The sequence below is a fragment of the Sphaerisporangium sp. NPDC051017 genome (genome assembly GCF_040683095.1).
Classification (GTDB): Bacteria; Actinomycetota; Actinomycetes; order Streptosporangiales; family Streptosporangiaceae; genus Sphaerisporangium.
This window is the reverse complement of record NZ_JBFBCI010000006.1, coordinates 191,262-208,841: the sequence shown is the minus strand read 5'-3', so window position 1 is coordinate 208,841 and position 17,580 is coordinate 191,262. Positions and strand designations below refer to the sequence as shown.

Sequence of the window (17,580 nt, the reverse complement as noted above, 5' to 3'; positions counted from 1 at the left end):
CGCGGGACCTTGTACGCCGCACAGGAGGAACAATCCACATCGTGACCGCATCGGAAAGATCGCTCCAGCTGGTGGCGCTGGCCGCCGAGGCCGCGGCCGAGAAGCTGGCCGACGACATCATCGCCTACGACGTGAGCGAGCAGCTCGTCATCACCGACGTCTTCCTGCTCTGCTCCGCCTCCAACGACCGTCAGGTCCGCGCCATCGTCGACGAGATCGAGGAGCGCCTGCGGATCGAAGCCCACGCCAAGCCCGTCCGCCGGGAAGGCGAGCGCGAGGGCCGCTGGGTGCTGCTGGACTACCTCGACATCGTGGTCCACGTCCAGCACGAGGAGGACCGCACCTTCTACGCGCTGGAGCGCCTGTGGAAGGACTGCCCCGCCATCTCGCTCCCGGACTCCGTCACGCGGGTCCGAGCTCAGCGGGCTCGCGGGATGGCAGGTGAGTGACGGGCGGGGCGGAGCCCGCCGCATCGTCTTCTGGCGCCACGGCCAGACGCTCTGGAACGTCGAGCAGCGCTTCCAGGGGCACACCGACATACCCCTGGACGAGACGGGCATCGCGCAGGCCGAGCGTGCCGCGTCGTTGCTCGCATCGCTGCGTCCGTCCCTGATCGTCTCCTCCCACCTGCGCCGCGCCCACGACACGGCCGCCGCGCTCGGTGGGCTCGTCGGGCTCGACGTCAAGGTCGACAAGGACCTGCGTGAGCGCGGAGGCGGCGAGTGGGAGGGCCTGACCCGCGCAGAGATCGCCGCGGGATGGCCCGTCCAGTACGCCGAATGGGAGGCCCCCGGCGGCGAGGCGGTGACCGAGGTCGCCGACCGCGTCGTGGCCGCCACCAAGCGCTGGATCGCGCACCTGGAGGAGGGCGGGCTGATGGTGATCGCCTCCCACGGAGCGGCGATCCGCCTCGGCGTCGCGCGGCTGCTCGGCCTCCCCGAAGAGCTGTGGCCCATCCTCGGCGGGCTTGCCAACTGCTCCTGGTCGGTGGTCCAGGAGGGGCGGCGCGGCTGGCGCCTCCTGGAACACAACGCCGGCACCCTGCCCGAGCCGGTCAACAGCGACGACAAACCCGAGTTCGCCCCCGCCGCCACCTGAAACCTCGCGAGACGCCACCCGGCGCGGCCACACCCCGCGCCGGGCCCAGCCCGCGAAACAAGCATCGCTCCCGAAAATGGTCCTCGTTCCGCTCGGGCTGTACTTTCTCAGGGCTGCCGCTGCTTCGGTATCCGTACGTCATCGATGCTGATGTCGCTCGTCAGGCTCCATTTGGCCCACACGACCGTGTCTGGCCGGCCCTGCTCGGAGTGGACCCCGAATTTCTCAGCCAGCGCCTCCACGATCGTCAGCCCACGACCATGGACGGCGTCCACGTCCGGGGCGAGCTGTCGAGGCTCACCCGAGCCCCGATCGGTGACGCGTACACAGAGTGCCCCGCGCGTGCGCCACAGCGAAAGGCGGATCGGAGGCGCGCCGTGAGAAAGGGCGTTCCCGAGCAACTCGCCGACCACCAGCACGACGTCATCGGCCAGGGCGTCGAGTTTCCAGGCGCTGAGAATCTCGTGGACCCGATGCCGGACGCCGCGAATCGCCGCCAGGTCGTACGGAACGTCCCAGGTGGCCGAGCGCAGCCTGCCGGGAATCGTGATCATGGTCTCTAACTCCGCTGATGGGGGTTCAGGGGCTCTGACATGGATGGCCGCCCACGGAATGGGGCTCGGGTTGACGTCGAATCTCACTGTCCATACGGTTCGTCCGAGCTTCGCCGGGCCGATCCATCGCCTTCGGGGCCGTCGTCGGGCCGGCCCCGGCGTTCAAGCCAGGCCAGCACGAGGCAGACGACGGTGAACAGCCCGGCGACCACCAGTGTCGTGACATCCCCGGCGCCGAACTCCTGCCCCGAGGACGCGGATACTCGGTAGTGGATGTGCTGCACGCCGATGCCGTTCATGCCGCCCTCGGCTGTCCCGAGCCCGACGAAGGCATCGCGTCCAGTTCCGCCTCGCGCATCTGGTGACGCAGATCCTCGGCGTCACGAGCCTCGATCATCAGCGGCACGCCGGACCACGCGGCGATGGCGAAGAACCGCCGACTCCACACCCCGTACATCACAAGCCACCCCGGCTCCAACTGATCGATCTGAGCCGCGACCGCCTTCTCCCGCTCGTCCCAGCACCCCGGGCGCACCTCGCCGACCGGCCCTCCGAGCACATGCCGCCCCGCCACCCGGCTCACGCCGCGACCTCGCAGCGGTGCGCCCCACGCTGGCCGGTCGGGGGTTCACCCAGGGGGCCGCCTCGGTTGTACGGCACTGCGGCTGCGATGGGCCGGGTGTGCTTCGCCGGGTGTCCGGGGGCGGGCGCCACGTCCGTGCTCCAACGGATACGTCCTTGATGAACGCCTCTAATGTTGGGCATTGGGTCAGGACCTCGATTCCTGATCAGGGGGAACCCTTACGGCATGCCATCGCCTGCGGGACCCGCCTTTGCTGGGCTTATAAGTTTTCGGAGGGCGGTCCGAGAGATGGAGAGCCAGAAGGGTTAGCGTCACTCATCGTCCTGAGCTGGGCCTGAGCGTCACGGGAATCACCTCGGTTAGCTGTGACGTGACGAACACGGTGCGTAAACTGCGAGTGTCTGATGTCTCGACACCTCCGGAGATTGAGCCACTCATGGACAAATCCACCGAACCCAGTCGTCGGCAGCGCGCCTACCGTTCGCAGTGGCTACGGGTTTGCGGCTTTACGTGGGCACAGATCGCGTCCGTGTGGGAAACCGACTTCCCCGAGATCGGTCCACGGGTTGCGCTCCGCTGGGCTCACAACCTCAGCCATCAGGAGGTCGCCGACCGATGGAATGCCGCTGATCCTGGCGAACCCACGATGGTGAAGGCGCGGATCTATCAGTACGAGCACTGGCCCAAGAAGGGCCGTCGGCCGAGTGTGGCCGCGCTGTACGCTCTGGCTAGGATCTACCAGGTCACGGCCCGTCGCCTGCTTACCGAGGAAGAGTATGCGCTATACAGCGCCGATGATCGGGCAGAGATCGACGAGATCGACTACCGGCAGGCCGATCCTAATTTCAACGGCAAAAGGCATGCTTCGGCAGGTGGCGTGCCTGCTTTTCCTGGAACAGTGGAAGTAGCACTTCCAACGCTCTCGCGGACGCGTGACAGGAGGCTGTTCTCAGGAACTGAGCAACTAACCCTCTACGCTAGGGAGTCCGATCTCATCTTGTCCGAGGCAGAGAACAGTAACGTCGGTGGATCGACGATCGAACGTCTGAACAATGAGCTGCGGCGCATCGCCGACAGTTACCTGAAGGTCCCCACGGGGCCGCTATCGGCTGACCTGCGTCGCGTCCGTGATGAGGCGCTAAGGCTGTTGGAGGGGCACCAGCCGCTACGCCATCGCCGGGATCTGTACGTCATCGTGGGATGGGCGATGACCTTCCTGGGGTGGATCTCAACAGATCTCGGTCGGCCCGACGCTGCTGAGAACCATGCTCGGGCCGCTCAGCACTTCGCCGAAGAAGCCGATCATCAGGGCTTGCTCGCCTGGACGTGCAAGACCAGACAGATGTCCGCCTACTGGGACCGCGGCACATCGGGTGCGCACACATGGGCTGAACGTGGTTTGCGCTCAGCCGTGCACGTCGGCGGAGAGACCGAGGTGATGCTGGCCAGCACTCTTGCTCTCGACTACGCCAGACTCGGCAGAGTACGGGACGCGCATGCGATGCTGCGCCATGCCCAAGAGGTCAAGCCTGGACAGACGGATCACCCAGGCGGGCCTCTGAGTTGCGCGCCGGAGCGGGCACTCAGTTACTGGGCTGATGCCTATCTCGTGCTCAATGATCCCGCTAGGGCAATGGAGATGGCCATCCGGTCCGTGGAGATGTCCCGGGCACGACCAGAGCGGGTCCGGAACATGGGTACGGAGCGGATGACTGTACTGCATATTGTCCGGGCTCACATCGACAGGGCAGACCTGGATGGTGCAGTGGAGGTGTTGACGCCTCTTCTTCAGACGCCTCCGGAACTGCGCGCGGCACCACTGCTTCTTCAGCTCGGCGAGGTCGCGGAGCGTGTGCCGTCCGCCTACCGCGAGGATGGGCACGGCAAAGTGATCAGGGAGGCCATCGGCGTCTTCCGTGCGGAGACCGTGCCACGCACGGAAGGATGACCCCAGTGGACGCGGAGACTCGTGATCATTGGTGGTGGCGGCCGGGTTGGCGTCGGGGGCGGAGCTTCTACACCTGGCACTTCCTCATGGACGGACAGCCTGAACTGCACGAGTTCGTAAAGCACGTGCGGTTGGCTTTGGATGAGTTGCCCATGTTCGATCCCATCCCGATCCAGTGGCTTCACATGACCACACAGGGTGTCGGTTTCAGCGATGAGGTAGGCGAGCAGGAATTGGCTGCGTTAGGCGCTGCGGTCATAAGGCGGGTGGGCGACTTTGGGCCGCTTCGCGTGCGGCTCGGACCACTCTGTGTAGATGCCGAGGGCGTTCACCTTCCCGTCCAGCCGTCCGAGGCCGTGTCGGCGGTCCGTCAGTCCGTCCGAGACGGAATCGGCGAGGCCTGGGGCCAGGATCGGGTGCCGGAGCCTGCGGCAGGATTCTTCCCGCACGTCAGCTTGGCGTACGCCAACACGAGCGGTTCTCCGTTACACCCGATCCGAGACATCCTCCGCCGTTACGGCGATGCGGTGCCTGCGACCCTTACCCGTATCACCCTGATCGACCTGAACAGAGACGAAGGCATGTACCGCTGGAGGACCATCATGACCGCGTTTCTTGTGAAGGACCAGGTCGAACTCTGATGTACAAGCGGAGTTCCTTGATCCACCACGATGGAGCCATCACATCGAAGCCCGGGCGAGGTGTTCGCCGCGATGATGTCTGAGCGCGCTTCCCGGGTGTTCGACCAGGTCGCCGCACGTAATCGGCGCTGGATCGACATGGGTGCCATGGCTGGGGCAACATCGGTGAGAGGTATGGGAGCTTGTAGCGGGTTACCCGTAACAGGCTGATGGCGTCGTCGTAGCGCTCACCCGGAATCCTTGGCGATATCGTCGGCGTGGTGCTCAGCGGATCTTCTGGCCGTACACGTGTTCGACGGTCATCGCCATGAGCACCCTGCGGTCGGACACCATGGCCGCCCGGTACTCGTCCCAGTCCGGGTGCTCGCCGGCGGCGCGGCGGTAGTAGTCCACCAGCGCCTCGACTTCGGGACCGTGGGGGTCGGTCCCCGGGCCGGTGAGCGTCGCGACGCCCTCGGCGGTGGCCCACGCCCCGCCATCGGGGCTGGTGACCTCCAGCGTGGCCCGTGGATCCCGGCGCAGATTCGCCGTCTTGGCTCGTCCCTCGGTCATCGAGACGTAGATGACATCGGCCTCCGGGTCGTAGAAGGGCAGTACGGGGGAGAGTTGCGGGCGGCCGTCCGACTTGATCGTCGCGAGGACGCCGAGCCTGCTTTCCGCGAGAAGCGCGCGCGGGTCGTATGTGGCGGTCATGTCCTATGCCAAGTCGCGATCGGGTGCCGGCTATTCCTGGCGGCGCGGGGGCCGGCGTCCGTGCCCGGGTGAGGTGTCGATTAGGTGAATGGCCGGGTGTCGCTATATGCTCTCCGAGCGCCGCGACGGGAACACCCAGAGCGGCGACAAGGGGCTATAGCGCAGTTGGTAGCGCGCCTCCATGGCATGGAGGAGGTCTGGGGTTCGAATCCCCATAGCTCCACCTGTGTTCCGTATTCGAACGTACGGAACAGATCGCCGAAGGGCGGTCGGTAGGCGACATCGCCGATCCGGCCGCCCTTGATCTTTATCTGGCTGAAGATCGCCTGGTTGAGCTGGGTTCGGGTACGTGTTGTGCCGATCCGGTAGGCATCGCCGATGCGGGTGGCGAGCTGGGCGGCCAGGGTGAGGATCTGCTGCCATTCGGTGGCGCTGGCATCCAGAGTTTCGAGTCGTACGGCGAGGGGGTCTGTCTGGCTGGTGAGGCGTTTCTGTTCGCTCTTGAGGGTCGGTAGGTCGAGTGCGTCGGCGTAGTAGGCGTCGAGGAGTTTGCGCGCGCTGCTGCATTGGTTTCGCCGCCTGCGCATCCGCTGGGAGATCCGCGACGACATCCACGAAGCCTTCATGACCCTCGCCGCCGCGATCATCTGCCGGCGCCGCCTCACCCGCTGACTTACTGCCCGGCAACTCTAGAGGCCGGACCTCACTGCCCTGTGCCGTGCTCGGAAGTTCATCCAGGCCAAGATCGCACCTGCGGTGATGAGGATCACTGCAAGGCTCCCTGATAGCAGCCGACGAGTCGGGCACCGGGGGTCAGTCGCGTGATAGCCATCTCCGAGAAAGGCGCTTCCGCACGTCAGGGAACTGTGACCGTCCCAGCCCCATGGGTTCAGGAAGAAGAAGCCAAGCGCGGCACCGCTCACCACCATGAGGACGCCGAGCACCCACCATGCCCTGACCATAGCCAGACACGTTAGATCAGCGGACGAGACACCGCCAATCGATGCTCCCCGGCGAGGGGAGCGCCGCGGCGGCCCACAGCGTAGATGATTTTGTTAGGGACTCTAAGCCGTGCAACTCGGACTTATCGGCGTATAAGGAGATTCGCCGGAGCGTTCCAGCCGCTGATGCCAGGATCGGGCCCATGGACGAGACTTCGAAGATCACTATCACCCTGGACGGGGATGTCGCCGACCTCTACCGGTGGTTGCGAAAGGATCCGGAGGTGACCCGCGACGTGCCGGTCCGGCCGGACGAGGCGGCCGACGCGCCGGGGGAGATGGGCGTCACGTTCGAGGCCGTCGTCGCCGTGGTCGGTGACGTCCTGGCGCTGGGCAGCCTGCTGTTCTCGGTCCGAGACTGGCGGGCGGCCCGTGACCCCGGGCCCGCGGTCACGTTCGAGCGTAACGGTGTCGTGATCACGTTGAAGGACGATTCCCCCGAGACGATTCGACACATCATGGAGGTTCTGTCCGACCAGGCGGATCAGTGAGCCTCGCGTCACCGGTGCTGCCGGACCCCGGTGGGTCGCGGGCGGTGCTGATCGGCGTGTCCACGTACCGGCTGTTGCCTGGTCTGCCCGGTGTGGACCACAATCTGGCGGACCTGCGCCGGGTGCTGGCCGACCGGGAGCTGTGGGGCCTGCCGGACGAGCACTGCGCCGTCCTCGACACCGACGCTCTGGCCGGTGTGGACGCCTACGCCCGGGTCGCCGACACCCTGAGGGCCGCGGGCTCGGCGGCGACGGAAGGGCTGGTGGTCTACTACGCCGGGCACGGCCTGCTCGACCCGGACGACGGGGATGAACTGCACCTTTCGCTGCCGGGCACCGACAGGCACAACTTCGACCATGGGACGGTGCCGTTCACGCTGATCCGCCGGGCGTTGAAGCGTTCCCGCGCCCGGTACAAGGTCGTGGTCCTGGACTGCTGCTACAGCGGCCAGGCCCACGGCCGGACCCTGAGCGGGGACGCCGTCGTCGTCATCGAGGGCGCGTGCGTGCTGACGGCCACCGCCGCGACCAGGAAGGCCTGGTCCGATCCGGGTGAGCGCGGGACGGCCTTCACCCGCCGCCTCGTGAACCTGCTGGGCACCGGCATCGAGGACGGCCCACGCCTGCTCGACATGTCCACCGTGTTCCGCGAGATGGACGAGCGGCTGCGCGGCGAGGCGCTGCCCCGGCCGCAGCTCACGGTCCGGGACGGCGGGGGGTACATCGCCCTGGCGCGCAACCGCGGGTACCGGGAGGCGGTCCCGGTCTCGCCGGAACCGCCGGTGGCGTCCCCCGGAGTCCCGGCGCGCTGGCCGGCCGGCGTGGCCCTGGCCATCGTGAGCGTGATCATGGTGGGGATCATCATCGTGGTGGGACTCGCGCAGAGACCGACCCAGCACGCCTCCTTCGACCCGGGGACCAACTGGGTCCGTTCCATCGCCTACAGTCCCGGCGGCGCGTCGTTCGCGGCCGGGAGCGACGACGGGCTCGTCAGGGTCGTCGACCCCAAGACCAACTCCGGGCTCGCGGTGCTGCCCGGCCACCTCGGCCCGGTGCGCGCGGTCGCCTACAGCCCCGACGGGAAGTCCCTGGCGACCGGCAGCGACGACCGGACGGTCAAGATCTGGAACATCGCGACCGGCACCGCGACCGTGACCCTGCGCCGGCATACCGGCGCGGTCGAGTCCGTCGCCTACAGTCCCGACGGACGGCGTCTCGCAAGCGCGGGCGACGACGGAGTCGTCCTGCTCTGGGATCTCACCGCGAGGGTTCCCACGGCGGTCGCGCTGACCGCGGGCACGGGTCCCGTGTACGCCGTGGCGTTCGGCCCCGGCGGTAAGCACCTGGCGTCCGGGGGGAAGGACGGCAAGGTGCGCGTCTGGGACACGCGGGACACGGCACGCGCGCCCGACGTGCTGACCGGGCACACCGCTCCCGTCCGGTCGCTGAGCTACCGGTCGGCGTTCGAGACCTTCCTCGGGGCGGCGAGCGAGTTCCTGGCGTCGGCGAGCGACGACAAGACGGTGCGCGTCTGGAATATCGACGACCGCTCCACCTTCTACACGCTGACCGAGCACACCGGCCCGGTCCGCGTCGTCACCTACAGCCCGGACGGAATGTCCCTCGCCACGGCGAGCGACGACCGAACGGTCCGGCTGTGGGCGGTGGGGGAGCGGCAGGGCGGGGTCCTGGTCACCGCCTCGGCGGCGGTCCCCTCGGTCGCGTTCAGCGCGGACGGGAAATTCGTGCTCGTCGGGGGCAGCGGCGCCAAGGTGACCCCGTACGAGAGAAAGCTCTTCGGGGTTCCGCTGCCGCCGGTGCCCGTCGGACTCGGGTAGCGGGGCCTGTGACACCGGTGGGGTCGGTTGCGTTAACGTTACGATCGGCCTCACCATGGGAAAAGGCGTGCCTTGTCATCACAAATCACCAACTGGGCGGGAAACGTCGTTTTCCGGGCGGAGCGTGTCGAGCGGCCGTCGTCTCTCGACGAGCTGCGCGCGCTGGTGGCGCGCAGCGGCAAGGTCCGGGTCCTGGGCAGTGGGCACTCGTTCACTCGCATCGCCGACACGCCCGGGGTGCTGGTCTCCTTGGACGGATTGCCGGTGGGCATCGAGATCGACGGGGACGGCGCGGGGGTCAGGGTCACCGGGAGCGTCCGGTACACCGAGCTGGGGCCCCGGCCGCACTGGGGGAAGCTGTTCACCATCCCGGCCGGGACGCTGCGCACGCGGTACGAGCGCCTGCCGGACTTCCGGAAGCCGGCCCGGGACCTGGACCCGGCCGGCAAGTTCGCCAACGAGTTCGTGGACGAGTACGTGCTGAGCGAGTAACAGCCCGTGGCGCCCCGGTCGCACTCGGATGAAGGACCGGCGGCGCACCTGCCGGCCGGGGAGGCTCCCTGTCCCCGGCGGTCGGCGCACCGCCATACGTGCCCCACCCCCGGGGCCGTGTACCTTCCCCCATAAGGTCGTCCCGGTTTGTTTCGCCGGAGCGGTCGGTGAGTGACTTCCACGTCACAACCCCGCCCCGGGCCGGTCCTCAGCCGCCGAAAGGCGCGGGGGCCCGCCTCTTCCTGCGGCGGTTGTTCGGCAGGGGCTGCGGCGGCTCCTCCTCGCCGAGCTGGCTCAGGTAGAGGCGACGTGTCTGCTCGGTGTGGTCCTTCATGATCTCGCCGGCGCGGTCGGCGTCGCCGGCGGCGATGGCGTCGATCAGCGCGGTGTGCTCCTCCCAGGAGGCGCGGCCGCGCTGGCGGGCCACCGGGGTGTGGTACCAGCGCACCCTGCGCGAGACCTGGGCGGCCAGTTCGGCGAGCACGGTGTTGCCGGACAGCTCCATGACGGTCGCGTGCAGCTCGGAATTGATCGCGACGGCGTTGTCGATCTCGTCGGCCTCGATGGCGGCCAGGCCACGCGCGCACAGGGCGCGCAGCCGGGCCACGCCCTCGTCGGTGCGGTTGCGGGCCGCGAGCGTGGCGGCCTCGGTCTCCAGGAGGGAACGGACGGCGAGGAGCTGGTCGGCCTCCTCGGCGGTGGGCGCGTGCACGAAGGCGCCGTGCCCGGGGTGCAGGTCCACCCAGCCTTCGCCGCTGAGCAGCTGGAGCGCCTCGCGGATGGGCTGGCGCGAGACGCCGAGCATCTCGGCCAGCTCGCTCTCGGCGAGGTGCTGGCCGGGGTGGAGGCTTCCGTTGATGATCAGCTCGAGGAGCGCCTCGAAGACGCTCTCGCGGAGCGGTACGGGACGCGCGATCCTGGGTGTGGCTGCCTTCCCCGCCAGATCCGACCGCGGCATTTGTTCAACTCCAGTGGGGATTTTGTGTGGGCCGCGAGCCGCGCGGCCGCCTTGAAGTTTTTGGTCAACTGCCTACAGCATACAGTCTGGAACGATCGCCCGGGTGAGCCGGGTCACACCGGGGGTGTGCGTCAAGTCACACCGGGGTCGGCAGGGTCCCCCCGGCTACGCGCTGCTGCCGGCGCGGTGGTCAGGCGGCGGCCCCGCGCGGGATGAACTGGAGCCGCTCCCCGTTACCGGCGAATGGTGTCCACATGTGGTCACTACCAATCGTGACCAATTAACCGCGATATGACACTGATGCGGGATATGAGCGGCCATAGTCGGAGGGTTCGTTCACACAGATCGAAAGGCTGCGATGAGATCCCTCCGGCACTCCCTCGCCGTCGTGGCGCTGGCCGTCGCGACCCTCATGTCCCCGGTCCTGGCCGCCCCCGCATCCGCCGACCCGCCCGAGGTGGCGGTGTCGTTATCGTCCTCGCAGGTCAACGCGGGCGACGCGGTGACGGTCACCGTGACGGTCACCAATATCCACTCCTTCACCGTCCTCAACGCCACCGCCCGCGTGTACAGCGCGCCCGCGGCGCTCCCCTCGTACGCCACGCTCACCGGGTGCGCGGGGGCGGCCGGCGCCTGCACCACCGTCACGGACGGCGGCGGCACGCCGATCGGATTCCAGGCGCCCGTCGGCGCCCTGTCCGGCGGCGCCTCGGCCACCGTCGCGTTCACACTGGCGACCGCCCAGGGCGCAGACCCGGGCGCGCAGACCCTCCAGGGCGAGCTGCGCGGGTCGAACTACGCCACGGAGATCGTCCCCGGTCCGGTGCTCACGATCGTCTCCGAGGCGGACGCCGCCGTGGCCCTCACCGCGACTCCCAAGCTGGCGCTGCTCGTCCCGAAGATCGAGTTCAGGCTGCGTGTCACCGGCAACGGGCCGGGCGCGGTGCGCGGCGCGACCGTCACGACGCCGCTGCCTCCCGGCTTCGGCGCCTCGTCCGGCGACTGCGCCACCGGTTCGGGCGCCGTCACCTGCACGACGGGGGAGGTGGCTCCGGGCGCCTCGGTGACCAGGACGTTCTCCGTCCCCGTGGGGCTGCTCACCATCGGCGTGCCCTACACCTTCACCGCCACCCGCACCGCCTCCGCCCCGGCGGACCCGGTGAGCGCCAACGACTCCGCCACGGTGCGGTGCACGGTGGTGTCGATCGTGCTGGTGTCCTGCTCCTAGCCCATGGCGGCCCCCTCCCGGCGACGTGTCGAGGAGGGGGCTCCTCGCGCGGGAGACCGGGGCGGGCGGCCGATACCCTACCTGCCATGCTCCCGAAGATCCCTGCGCCCGCGGCCTCGACCCTCCCGGCCGCTCCATGATCGGCGGCCTGGCCACCGCGCTGATCATCGGCTCGCTGCTGCTGGCGCTGGCGTGCGTGATCGTCGCCATCAGGAACCGGGCGATGGGGGTCGTGCTGCTCGCCGGGCTCGCCCTGCTGGAGCTCGGGCTGCTCGCGCAGGCGGGCATCGGCGTCGCCAAGGTGATCGGCGGCCAGAGCCCGCCCGAGACGGCGACGTTCATCGGCTACCTGGCGGGCACCATCGTCATCCCGCCGGTCGCGGCGTTCTGGGCGCTCGGCGAGCGCACCCGCTGGGGCCCGGCGGTGGCCGCCGTCGCCTGCTTCGCCATCCCGGTCATGGTCGGGCGGCTGCTGCAGATCTGGCAGGGGACCACCCCGTGACCGGCGCGCCCGTCAACACCGGGCCGGGACGCCTGCTGGTCGCCGTGTACGCCGTCTTCGCGCTCGCCGCCGGGGCGCGCGCGGCCGTGCAGATCGCCACCCGCTTCGGTGAGGCCCCGCTGGCGTACGGGCTGTCGGCGTTCGCCGCCGCCGTGTACATCCTGCTCACGGTCGCCCTCGCCCGCGGCGCCCGGCGGACGGCGCTGGCGGCGTGCGCGATCGAGCTGGCCGGGGTGCTCGTCGTCGGCACGCTGAGCCTGGCGGACTCGGCCGCCTTCCCACGCGCCACCGTCTGGTCGGGTTACGGCAGCGGGTACGGATTCATCCCGCTGGTACTGCCGCTTGTGGGCCTTTTCTGGCTCCTCCGGAGGCGAAGGTCCGATTAGGTGTGGCGATGAGGGGCAGGGCAGGCCTCCGTAGCCACAGCAAGGCCACAGCTGGGGAGGGAGCCTGATGAGCACCATCGAGCACTCGGTCATGGCCGGATCCGGGTGGGCGGGCGTGACCGCTCACCCGGTGGCCTTGGCCAGGAACGCGGTGACCAGCTCGGCGAGCTCCCGGGGACGCTCCTCGGGGATCAGGTGGCCGCACCCGGGCAGGACGACCCCCTCGGCATCCGGCGCGAGCCGCCGGACGAAGTCGGTCATGTTCCGGCCGAGGGATCGCTCGCCGGAGACCGCCAGCACCGGGATGGTGAGCGGGGTCCGCGCGGCCTCGCGGATCCGCTCGGCGCTCGCCCACGTGTTGACGTAGTAGGCGCAGCTCGCCCGTACGGCGTCGTCGTCGCCGTAGGCCCTGACGTAGACCGCGATGTCCTCGGCGGTCAGCGCGCCCGGCGTCGACCGGGCCATCTGCTCCAGGATCCAGGTGAAGAACACCTCCGCCCGCCCGCCGATGAGCCGCTCGGGCAGCCCCGGCGTGGCCAGGAACGGGAAGAACCACAGCGGGTTCCAGGCGCGCGAGAAGTTCAGCATGCTCTCGCCCCCGGCGCCGGGAATGCTCGCCTCCAGCGCCACGAAGGCGCGCACCCGGTCACGGCCGGACGCGGCGAGGTGGTAGCCGACCGGCGCCCCCCAGTCGTGCCCGACGACGTACGCGGGGCCGGCGCCGAGCAGGTCCAGCAGCGCGCCGATGTCCGCGGCGGCGGTGGGGACGTCGAACCCGCCCGCGGGCCGCTCGGTCTCGCCCCAGCCGCGCAGGTCCGGGGCGATGACCCGATAGGTGCCCGCCAGCACGGGGATCAGGTGCCGCCACTCGTACCAGGTCTGCGGCCAGCCGTGCAGCAGCACCACCGGCTCGCCCTCCCCGGCGGTGACCCAGTGCATGCGGATGTCGCCGACCTGCCCGAACTCGTGCGTCAGCCGCGTGCCGGACGGTGAGACCTGCAGCGACGCCGAATCCGGCGTGAAATGCGGCGTCTGACGTGACACTATGCGCACCCCCGGTTACTTTCCATGACACCCTATTCTCGACCTCCCCCTCGGTTCGGGAAGCGCTCTTTCGCGGCGTGGCCGATGCAGGCCATCCCGGCGAGGAGGCCGGGCTTTGTCCGGGCCCATGCGGTGGTCAGGTTCCGATAGACTAAAGGCGCATCGCAAGGGGCTATGGCGCAGCTGGTAGCGCGCCTCCATGGCATGGAGGAGGTCTGGGGTTCGAATCCCCATAGCTCCACCCTCGCGAACAAAGCCGATACCGCCCCCTCCAGGGCGGTATCGCCGTTTACAGGGAAGGCACGGGCGGCAGGTGGAGCAGATCGGGGCCCCGCGCGTGCTCGTCCGCCGTTCCCTGCCCACCGAGCCCGCGGTGCGCGCGTCCGCGTCCCTGTTCATGGCCGAGGCCGAGCGGCAGGGCGTCCGCGCGAGCCGCCGCATGCTGTACGTCGGCCCCGAGCCCGCCGGCGACCGCGTCGCCGCCGCCCTGCGCGTCGCGCCGGGCACGGACGTGCTGGCCCGGCGCAAGCTGCTGCTCGCCGGCGAGGTCCCCGTGCGCGTCGCCACCAGCTTCTTCCGCCTGGACGTCTTCGACGGCACGCCGCTGTGCGAGCCCGGCTTCGTCCGGCCGAGCCTGCAGGCCGGCATCGAGGCGCTCGGCCACCGCTTCGGCCACGCCGAGGAGGAACTGGTCGCCCGTCCGCCCGCCGGGGACGAGGCCGGGACGCTGGACCTCGCCCCGGGCGAGTGGGTCGTCCAGATCGTCCGGACGAGCTTCGACACCGCCGGCACGCCGATCCACGCCCTGGAGACGATCTGCGCGGCCTCCCGGCACGTCTTCACGATCACCCAGGTCACCGGGGCCGACGAGTTCTAGCGCCCACGTGAAATCCGTTCGCCCGCGTGGGCGGATCTTGGCACACTGTCCCGCATGCTGTGGAGTTTCACCGGGCACGTCGACGGCCTTCCCGAGCGCGTCGAGCAGTGGCTGCGCGGCGATCCCGCGCGCAACACCGTCCCTTTGACCGTCCTCGGCCGCATGCGCGCCGGGCTGCGGACCGACGGCGCCACGCTCGGCTGGCTGACCGCCGGCGGCGAGGTGCGCGGGGCCGTCCTGCACACCCCGCCCTACCCGCTGCTGCTCGCCGACATCCCCCTCGACTCGGTTCCGGCGCTGGCCGACGCCGTGCGCGGGCGCGAGATCTCGGCCGTGTCCGGGCCCCGCGCGCAGAGCGAGGCGTTCGCCGAGCTGAGCGGCCTGACGGAGGTCGCCCGCGAGCGGCAGCGTCTGTACCGGCTCGAATCGCTGAGCCCGGCGTCGTCCACCGGCGCCCCACGCCCGGCCGGCGAGGCCGACGTCGAGCCGGTCGCCGCCTGGATGCGCGCCTTCGTCGCCGAGGCCGAGCCGCACAGCTCCGGCGACGACCCGCTGCCGCAGATGAGACACCGCGTCGGCCAGGGCGAGATCATGCTGTGGGAGGACGGCGGGCGGCCCGTCGCGATGGCCGGGTTCTCGCGGCCGATCAGCGGCATGTCGCGCATCGGGCCGGTGTACACCCCGCCCGGGCTGCGCGGGCGCGGGTACGGCTCGGCGGTCACCCACGCCGCCACCCGCGCGGCGCAGGAGGCCGGGGCGCGGCTGGTGCTGCTGTTCACCGACCTGGCCAACCCGACGTCGAACGCCATCTACCAGGCCCTCGGCTACCGCCCCATCAGCGACTACGCCTCCATCTTCTTCGCGCGCGGCGACGAGCGGGCGTAGCGGCGCAGGACGGCGGCGTAGCGCCCGCAGAAGAACTCCACGGCGAGGACGGTCAGCGGCCACCCGAGGCGGGTGTACCAGCGGCCGGGCCTGACGAAGGCGGTGACCGTCAGCGTCAGCGCCCCGTCGTCGCCCACTTCGAGCAGGAACGCCTCCTCGCCCTTCTCCGGGTGGCCGGGCAGCGTGCCGTAGCCGAAGCCGGCGCGGCGGTCCTCGTCGATGGCCCAGATCACCCGGCAGGGGGCGCGCAGGCCGATCGGGCCGACGCCGAGGTGGTTCACGACCACCACGCCCGGCGCGGCCCGCGGCGCGGTGGCCCGGGGGGACAGGCCGAGCGCGGCGTGCATGCGCCAGGTCAGCAGGGCGTCGGCGGCGCGGGTGAACCCGGCGCCGTCGCCCAGGGCGTGGTGGTGCCGCACGTGGTGGTATCCCGGCGGCAGGTCGCCCGTGCGGGTCGCCCCGACCTCGGGGTAGTTGGGTTCCGCGTTCAGGTAGCGCTCGGGGTCCATGACGCTCCTCGTCTCGTGGCGGGTCTCGTAGCGGTCTGGTCACAGCGGTTCTCGTCACAGCGGCTCTTGTCACAGCGGCCGGGGCCGCAGCCTGCGCCAGGCGGCCAGCCCGCAGAGGGCGAACCCGGCGGCGTTGCACACTCCGTGAGTGGCGGCCATCCACTCCACCGACGGGTGGGGGAGGCCGGTGGCCTCGCCCAGGGCCCAGCTCAGCGCCAGCGTCATCGTCGCGGCGAGCACCGCGGCGGAGACGGTGAGCAGAGCCCGGGTCAGCGGGTCGGGGGCCCGGCGCCGGACGTCCGTCCAGGTCAGCAGGCCGACGAGCCACATGCCCGCCGTCAGCACGACCGCTCCCGCCAACTCTGCCCAGTCGCCGGCGAAGTAACCGGCCAGGACAAGCAGGGTGCCGCCCGGGACGGCGAGCGCGGCGGCCCTGGCGGCGACCCCGTCGCCGGTGGCCCGGCACACCAGGCCGGCCACCAGGGCGGCGGCGAACCCGGCGTAGTGGAAGTGGGCCACGGTCAGGGCCAGGATGGCGGGCTTGAACCCGAGCAGCGGGTGACCCGCCCGCTCCCAGACCAGGGACACGCCCGCGACGGCCGGAGTCACGAGCGCGGTCAGGATGGCCACCTCGCGCGGGGCGAGGGACCGGCGCCGGGCGAGCCGTGCGGCCGCGTGGAGGGCGGGCGCGGCCGTGGCAAGGGCGTACAGGACGGCGAGCGTGACCGCGACCGGCCCGCGGGGGAGCCAGAGCGAGACGGCGCCCGGCACGGCCCCCGCCAGCCAGACGGCGCGGACCGCGCGCGGGGCGCCGATGAGCTGGAGCCCGGCGGGCACCACGACCAGCATTCCCGCGATGATGACCACATTGACCAGGGGGACCATGCCGCCTCCGGTTGAACGTGTTCAAACAGCTTTTGGCGGCAGGTTATCAGGTGGTCAAGCGCGGGGGAAATCCGGGGTCGCCGACGAGGGTCGATGTTGCCCTGAGTTGTACCGCTTGTCCCGTTTGGTGGGTAACGGCCACCCTGAAAAGCGGACAATTCTGGATGAATAGTGCAAGATCGCTATATCTCCACCTATACTGTTAACTCGCAATCCTGACCTGCCTTGACTTTCCAAGTGGTATCCCCCTATTTAATGGGGAGTCAGATATTCATTCGGCGTTGGGTGGACGAAATGACTCTGGGACGCTCGCGTCCGGCGCATCGGGCGGCGCAGGCCGAGGCGTTCGACCGGATCGGTGATCGGTACGACGAGGCGTTTCCCTACAAGGGCGGTCAGATCGCGTCGGCGGAGTGGATCCTGCGCAAGCTCCGGCCGGGCGCGCGGGTGCTCGACGTCGGCTGCGGCACGGGCGTTCCGACGGCGCGGCAGTTCATCGAGGCCGGCTGCGAGGTCACCGGCATCGACATTTCGCCCGTCATGCTCTCGATCGCCGCCAAGAACGTTCCGGATGCCGAGCTCCACCTGCTGGACGTCATGGAAGTGGACGAGACGCTCGGCCGGTTCGACGCGGTGGCCGCGTACTTCTCGCTGTCCATGCTCCGCCGCGAGGAGATCATGGCGTCCCTGCTGCGGCTGCACGAGCTCCTCGTGCCGGGAGGCTGGCTCGGCCTCGGCATGGTCGAGATGGACATGGACGACGCGCCGGTCCGCGTCCTCGGCACCTCGATGCGCATGACCGGCTACGGCCGGGCCGCGCTGCGGGCCGTCGTCCAGGAGGCGGGCTTCTCCGTCCGCGAGCAGATGGACCTGGCGTACGTGCCGGCCATCGACACCGACCCGTTCGAGATGCAGCTCTTCCTGAACTGCCGCAGGAACACGTTCTGACCCGCACTCGGCATGTTTG

21 protein-coding genes, 2 tRNA genes and 1 pseudogene are annotated in these 17,580 nt (G+C 69.8%); 16 read left to right on the top strand and 8 right to left on the bottom strand.

Annotated features, from left to right (window positions below; all coding sequences use genetic code 11):
* The first annotated feature begins 41 nt into the window (after positions 1–41).
* Positions 42–449 carry a ribosome silencing factor gene (gene rsfS / locus AB0M95_RS08465; RefSeq protein ID WP_363761194.1) on the top strand — a complete coding sequence of 136 codons (408 nt, stop codon included), beginning with the start codon at positions 42–44 and terminating at the stop codon, positions 447–449.
* Complete coding sequence (locus AB0M95_RS08460; protein WP_363761192.1) at positions 442–1,098, top strand: histidine phosphatase family protein; 657 nt, start codon at positions 442–444, stop codon at positions 1,096–1,098. Before rsfS ends, AB0M95_RS08460 begins: the two co-directional genes overlap by 8 nt.
* A 107-nt stretch (positions 1,099–1,205) precedes the next feature.
* Here AB0M95_RS08460 and AB0M95_RS08455 read toward each other — a convergent pair whose 3' ends face one another.
* From AB0M95_RS08455 to AB0M95_RS08445, 3 genes are all read right to left on the bottom strand, one after another.
* Positions 1,206–1,652 (bottom strand): ATP-binding protein, encoded by a 447-nt coding sequence (locus tag AB0M95_RS08455; RefSeq protein ID WP_363761190.1) that lies wholly within the window; start codon positions 1,650–1,652, stop codon positions 1,206–1,208.
* A gap of 83 nt (positions 1,653–1,735) precedes the next feature.
* On the bottom strand, positions 1,736–1,951 hold the full coding sequence (locus AB0M95_RS08450) for a hypothetical protein (protein WP_363761188.1): 216 nt from the start codon (positions 1,949–1,951) through the stop codon (positions 1,736–1,738).
* Complete coding sequence (locus AB0M95_RS08445) at positions 1,948–2,235, bottom strand: hypothetical protein (RefSeq protein ID WP_363761186.1); 288 nt, start codon at positions 2,233–2,235, stop codon at positions 1,948–1,950. The genes AB0M95_RS08450 and AB0M95_RS08445 overlap by 4 nt, the downstream gene beginning before the upstream one ends.
* 436 nt (positions 2,236–2,671) lie before the next feature.
* Here AB0M95_RS08445 and AB0M95_RS08440 point away from each other — a divergent pair, with 436 nt between their 5' ends.
* Both AB0M95_RS08440 and AB0M95_RS08435 read left to right on the top strand, forming a co-directional pair.
* Positions 2,672–4,183 (top strand): hypothetical protein, encoded by a 1,512-nt coding sequence (locus AB0M95_RS08440; RefSeq protein WP_363761185.1) that lies wholly within the window; start codon positions 2,672–2,674, stop codon positions 4,181–4,183.
* A gap of 5 nt (positions 4,184–4,188) precedes the next feature.
* The gene (locus tag AB0M95_RS08435) at positions 4,189–4,824 is read left to right on the top strand and encodes a 2'-5' RNA ligase family protein (protein WP_363761183.1); all 636 of its coding nucleotides are present in this window, start codon (positions 4,189–4,191) and stop codon (positions 4,822–4,824) included.
* 264 nt (positions 4,825–5,088) lie between these two features.
* Here AB0M95_RS08435 and AB0M95_RS08430 read toward each other — a convergent pair whose 3' ends face one another.
* Entirely contained in the window at positions 5,089–5,517 is a 429-nt protein-coding gene (locus tag AB0M95_RS08430) for a PPOX class F420-dependent oxidoreductase (protein WP_363761181.1), read from the bottom strand.
* 150 nt (positions 5,518–5,667) lie between these two features.
* On the opposite strand from AB0M95_RS08430, the gene AB0M95_RS08425 reads away from it, so the two are divergent.
* The 5 genes and pseudogenes from AB0M95_RS08425 (at position 5,668) to AB0M95_RS08405 (ending at position 9,339) form a co-directional block, all read left to right on the top strand.
* Positions 5,668–5,740: transfer RNA gene (locus AB0M95_RS08425), tRNA-Ala, on the top strand.
* A gap of 332 nt (positions 5,741–6,072) precedes the next feature.
* Positions 6,073–6,189: pseudogene (locus AB0M95_RS08420) on the top strand (IS5/IS1182 family transposase); the annotation flags it as partial.
* 472 nt (positions 6,190–6,661) lie between these two features.
* Positions 6,662–7,009 (top strand): hypothetical protein, encoded by a 348-nt coding sequence (locus AB0M95_RS08415; RefSeq protein ID WP_363761179.1) that lies wholly within the window; start codon positions 6,662–6,664, stop codon positions 7,007–7,009.
* The gene (locus tag AB0M95_RS08410; protein WP_363761177.1) at positions 7,006–8,847 is read left to right on the top strand and encodes a caspase family protein; all 1,842 of its coding nucleotides are present in this window, start codon (positions 7,006–7,008) and stop codon (positions 8,845–8,847) included. The genes AB0M95_RS08415 and AB0M95_RS08410 overlap by 4 nt, the downstream gene beginning before the upstream one ends.
* Before the next feature lie 72 nt (positions 8,848–8,919).
* Complete coding sequence (locus AB0M95_RS08405) at positions 8,920–9,339, top strand: D-arabinono-1,4-lactone oxidase (protein WP_363761175.1); 420 nt, start codon at positions 8,920–8,922, stop codon at positions 9,337–9,339.
* Positions 9,340–9,547: 208 nt separating this feature from the next.
* Here the strand turns inward: AB0M95_RS08405 and AB0M95_RS08400 are convergent, their stop codons facing one another.
* On the bottom strand, positions 9,548–10,297 hold the full coding sequence (locus AB0M95_RS08400) for a GntR family transcriptional regulator (protein WP_363761173.1): 750 nt from the start codon (positions 10,295–10,297) through the stop codon (positions 9,548–9,550).
* Between the two features lie 358 nt (positions 10,298–10,655).
* On the opposite strand from AB0M95_RS08400, the gene AB0M95_RS08395 reads away from it, so the two are divergent.
* The 3 genes from AB0M95_RS08395 to AB0M95_RS08385 all read left to right on the top strand — a co-directional run bounded on the left by AB0M95_RS08395 (position 10,656) and on the right by AB0M95_RS08385 (position 12,413).
* Positions 10,656–11,525, top strand: coding sequence for a hypothetical protein (locus AB0M95_RS08395; protein WP_363761171.1), 870 nt, complete (start codon positions 10,656–10,658; stop codon positions 11,523–11,525).
* 136 nt (positions 11,526–11,661) lie between these two features.
* The gene (locus tag AB0M95_RS08390; RefSeq protein WP_358511241.1) at positions 11,662–12,027 is read left to right on the top strand and encodes a hypothetical protein; all 366 of its coding nucleotides are present in this window, start codon (positions 11,662–11,664) and stop codon (positions 12,025–12,027) included.
* Positions 12,024–12,413 carry a hypothetical protein gene (locus tag AB0M95_RS08385; protein WP_358511238.1) on the top strand — a complete coding sequence of 130 codons (390 nt, stop codon included), beginning with the start codon at positions 12,024–12,026 and terminating at the stop codon, positions 12,411–12,413. The genes AB0M95_RS08390 and AB0M95_RS08385 overlap by 4 nt, the downstream gene beginning before the upstream one ends.
* A 123-nt stretch (positions 12,414–12,536) precedes the next feature.
* Here AB0M95_RS08385 and AB0M95_RS08380 read toward each other — a convergent pair whose 3' ends face one another.
* Entirely contained in the window at positions 12,537–13,457 is a 921-nt protein-coding gene (locus AB0M95_RS08380) for an alpha/beta fold hydrolase (protein ID WP_363761169.1), read from the bottom strand.
* A 168-nt stretch (positions 13,458–13,625) separates the two neighbouring features.
* Here AB0M95_RS08380 and AB0M95_RS08375 point away from each other — a divergent pair.
* The 3 genes from AB0M95_RS08375 (at position 13,626) to AB0M95_RS08365 (ending at position 15,219) form a co-directional block, all read left to right on the top strand.
* Positions 13,626–13,698: transfer RNA gene (locus tag AB0M95_RS08375), tRNA-Ala, on the top strand.
* 72 nt (positions 13,699–13,770) lie between these two features.
* Positions 13,771–14,334, top strand: coding sequence for a UTRA domain-containing protein (locus AB0M95_RS08370; RefSeq protein ID WP_363761167.1), 564 nt, complete (start codon positions 13,771–13,773; stop codon positions 14,332–14,334).
* A gap of 54 nt (positions 14,335–14,388) precedes the next feature.
* Positions 14,389–15,219, top strand: coding sequence for a GNAT family N-acetyltransferase (locus tag AB0M95_RS08365; protein WP_363761165.1), 831 nt, complete (start codon positions 14,389–14,391; stop codon positions 15,217–15,219).
* On the opposite strand, the gene AB0M95_RS08360 is transcribed toward AB0M95_RS08365, so the two are convergent.
* Complete coding sequence (locus tag AB0M95_RS08360; protein ID WP_358511226.1) at positions 15,177–15,728, bottom strand: DUF1990 domain-containing protein; 552 nt, start codon at positions 15,726–15,728, stop codon at positions 15,177–15,179. The genes AB0M95_RS08365 and AB0M95_RS08360 overlap by 43 nt on opposite strands.
* 69 nt (positions 15,729–15,797) lie before the next feature.
* A complete protein-coding gene (locus AB0M95_RS08355) occupies positions 15,798–16,613 on the bottom strand; it encodes a YndJ family protein (RefSeq protein ID WP_363761163.1) in 816 nt (271 codons plus the stop codon).
* A gap of 294 nt (positions 16,614–16,907) precedes the next feature.
* Here AB0M95_RS08355 and AB0M95_RS08350 point away from each other — a divergent pair, with 294 nt between their 5' ends.
* A complete protein-coding gene (locus tag AB0M95_RS08350) occupies positions 16,908–17,561 on the top strand; it encodes a methyltransferase domain-containing protein (RefSeq protein WP_363761161.1) in 654 nt (217 codons plus the stop codon).
* Positions 17,562–17,580: the final 19 nt, after the last annotated feature.